This window comes from Thermus sp., assembly GCF_056332225.1.
The window spans coordinates 20,289-23,741 of record NZ_JBWGQW010000025.1; the positions used below are offsets into that span (position 1 = coordinate 20,289).

The 3,453-nt window shown below is 68.3% G+C and carries 3 protein-coding genes; 2 read left to right on the top strand and 1 reads right to left on the bottom strand.

The window, feature by feature from the left end; genetic code table 11:
• The first annotated feature begins 125 nt into the window (after nt 1–125).
• Entirely contained in the window at nt 126–431 is a 306-nt protein-coding gene (gene groES / locus AC01Y6_RS06490; RefSeq protein ID WP_054638118.1) for a co-chaperone GroES, read from the top strand.
• Between the two features lie 12 nt (nt 432–443).
• Complete coding sequence (gene groL, locus AC01Y6_RS06495; protein WP_347241524.1) at nt 444–2,075, top strand: chaperonin GroEL; 1,632 nt, start codon at nt 444–446, stop codon at nt 2,073–2,075.
• Between the two features lie 151 nt (nt 2,076–2,226).
• Here groL and AC01Y6_RS06500 read toward each other — a convergent pair.
• Nucleotides 2,227–3,453: helix-hairpin-helix domain-containing protein (locus AC01Y6_RS06500; RefSeq protein ID WP_476670785.1), on the bottom strand; the 1,227-nt coding region annotated here is incomplete at its 5' end.

Genomic DNA, 3,453 nt, shown 5'->3' on the forward strand with positions numbered 1-3,453 from the left:
CTCCCTTCTCCCGCCCCCTCCGGGGTTAGGCAAGCCCACAAGCCCTTGACAAGAACCTGCCCGGGGCAGAATAATGACCCTTGGTTGACACTCTCACCCTTTGAGCGTCAAAGGAGGGAGTGGGTATGGCTGCGGAGGTGAAGACGGTGATCAAGCCCCTAGGCGACCGGGTCGTGGTGAAGCGGATCGAGGAGGAGCCCAAGACCAAGGGCGGCATCGTCCTGCCCGACACCGCCAAGGAGAAGCCCCAGAAGGGCAAGGTGATCGCGGTGGGCACGGGCCGCGTGCTGGAGAACGGCCAGAAGGTGCCCCTCGAGGTCAAGGAGGGGGACATCGTGGTCTTCGCCAAGTACGGCGGCACCGAGATCGAGATCGACGGCGAGGAGTACGTGATCCTCTCCGAGCGCGACCTCTTGGCGGTCCTGCAGTAAAGGAGGTGAACCATGGCGAAGATCCTGGTGTTTGACGAGGCGGCTCGCAGGGCGCTGGAGCGCGGCGTGAACGCGGTGGCCGACGCGGTGAAGGTCACCCTTGGCCCCCGGGGCCGGAACGTGGTCCTGGAGAAGAAGTTCGGCTCCCCCACCATCACCAAAGACGGGGTGACGGTAGCCAAGGAGATTGAGCTGGAGAACCACCTGGAGAACATCGGGGCCCAGCTCCTCAAGGAGGTGGCCTCCAAGACCAACGACGTGGCGGGCGACGGCACCACCACGGCCACCGTCTTGGCCCAGGCCATCGTCCGGGAAGGCCTGAAGAACGTGGCCGCCGGGGCCAACCCCCTCGCCCTCAAGCGGGGCATTGAGAAGGCGGTGGAGGCCGCGGTGGAGAAGATCAAGGCCCTCGCCATCCCCGTGGAGGACCGGAAGGCCATTGAGGAGGTGGCCACCATCTCCGCCAACGACCCCGACGTCGGCAAGCTCATCGCCGACGCCATGGAGAAGGTGGGGAAGGAGGGGATCATCACCGTTGAGGAGTCCAAGAGCCTGGAGACCGAGCTGAAGTTCGTGGAGGGGTACCAGTTTGACAAGGGGTACATCTCCCCCTACTTCGTCACCAACCCCGAGGCCATGGAGGCGGTCCTCGAGGACGCCTTCATCCTCATCGTGGAGAAGAAGGTCTCCAACGTCCGCGAGCTCCTCCCCATCCTGGAGCAGGTGGCCCAGACCGGCAAGCCCCTCCTCCTCATCGCCGAGGACGTGGAGGGCGAGGCCCTCGCCACCTTGGTGGTGAACAAGCTCCGGGGCACCCTGAACGTGGCCGCGGTGAAGGCCCCCGGCTTCGGTGACCGCCGCAAGGAGATGCTCAAGGACATCGCGGCCGTCACCGGCGGCACCGTGATCTCCGAGGAGCTCGGCTTCAAGCTGGAGAACGCCACCCTCTCCATGCTGGGCCGGGCCGAGCGGGTGCGCATCACCAAGGACGAGACCACCATCGTGGGCGGCAAGGGCAAGAAGGAGGACATTGAGGCCCGGATCAACGGCATCAGGAAGGAGCTGGAGACCACCGACAGCGAGTACGCCAAGGAGAAGCTCCAGGAGCGCCTGGCCAAGCTCGCGGGCGGGGTGGCCGTGATCCGGGTGGGCGCCGCCACCGAGACCGAGCTCAAGGAGAAGAAGCACCGCTTTGAGGACGCCCTGAACGCCACCCGGGCCGCGGTGGAAGAGGGGATCGTTCCGGGCGGCGGCGTGGCCCTCCTTCGGGCCATCAGCGCCGTGGAGGAGCTCATCGCCAAGCTGGAAGGGGATGAGGCCACGGGCGCCAAGATCGTCCGCCGCGCCCTGGAGGAGCCCGCCCGCCAGATCGCCGAGAACGCCGGCTACGAGGGGTCCGTGGTGGTGCAGAAGATCCTCTCCGAGACCAAGAACCTCCGCTTCGGCTTCAACGCCGCCACCGGGGAGTACGTGGACATGGTGGAGGCCGGGATCGTGGACCCCGCCAAGGTGACCCGCTCCGCCCTCCAGAACGCCTCCTCCATCGGCGCCCTCATCCTCACCACCGAGGCGGTGGTGGCCGAGAAGCCCGAGAAGAAGGAGTCCACCCCCGCCCCCGCGGGCGCCGGGGACATGGACTTCTAAGGCCGCGTGAGGCCAAGGGGCTGGGCCAGCCCAGCCCCTTTTTCTTTCGTCCCCATGCTGGCTTGCGCCGGCATGGGTGGGATGCCCAAGCTAGGGCTTTGGGAAAGCGCTTTTTGGGGCCCCCACCGCGGCAAAAGCCGCGGTGGGGTGCTTAGAAGGGAACCGCCTCCTCCTTCTGGCCGCCCCCGTTCCCCTGGAGGAAAACCTCCCGGTCCGGCACCAGGTAGGCGCGGAAGCCCTCGGCCTCGAGGGCCCCCAGGGCCCCCTCCCCCACCCGGGCCTCCCGGAGGGCGAAGAGGGCCTCCCCGAAGGGGCCCTGGACCCGCACGTAGAGGGGCAAGGGCCCGGGGTGCTCGTCCAGGAGGCTCTTGAGGAGGGCCACCCCCTTTTCGTCCAGGAGGGCGTGGTCCACCTCCACCTCCAGGGCCTTGGGGGCCTCGGCCACCTCCTCGTGGGTCCAGACCGCCTGGGCGATGACCCTTAGGCCCCCCTCCTCCCGCTCCACCTCGGCGAGGACGAGGAGGGGGAGGTCCTCCCTGAGCTTGGGGGAGACCCCCTCGTAGGCCCGGCCGAAGGCCACCGCCTCCAGGGCCCCGGTCTCGTCGGAGAGGGTGAAGCGGGCCATCATGCCCCCCGAGCGGGTGGGCTTGCGCACCACCTCCTCCACCATGCCCGCCAGGAGGACCCGGGAGCGGGGAGGAAGCCCCCTTGCGAAGTCTTCCAGCTCCCCTAGGGTGCAGCTCGCCGCCTCCCTCAGGCCCGGGTAGCGGAGGACGGGGTGGCCGGAGACGTAGATGCCCAGGGCCTCCTTCTCGTAGCGGAGCCGGGTGATCTCGTCCAGGGGCGGGGCCTCCTGGAGGGGGGGCTCCTCCACCTCGGCGAAAAGCCCCCACATCCCCGAGCGCTCCCGCTCCCGGACCCCCGCGGCCCAGCGGAGCAGGGGGTCCAGGGAGGCGAGGAGCCTCGCCCGGTCCCCGAAGGCGTCCATGGCCCCCGCCTTGATGAGGGACTCCAGGGTGCGCTTGTTCACCACCTTCTCGTCCAGGCGCTTGAGGAAGTCCCCTAGGCTCCTGAAGGGGCCGCCCCGCTCCCGCTCCTCGAGGATGGCCAGGGCCGCCCCCTCCCCCACGTTCTTCACCGCCGAAAGCCCGAAGAGGATCTCCTCCCCCACCACCTTGAAGTCAAAGCCCGAGCGGTTGATGTCGGGGGGAAGGACCTCTATGCCCATGGCCCGGGCGTCCCGGATGTACTCCGCCACCTTGTCGGAATCCTGCCGCTCCACGGAAAGGAGGGCGGCCATGAACTCCACGGGGTAGTGGGCCTTCACGTAGGCCGTCTGGTAGGAGAGGAGGCTGTAGGCGGCGGCGTGGGAGTTGTG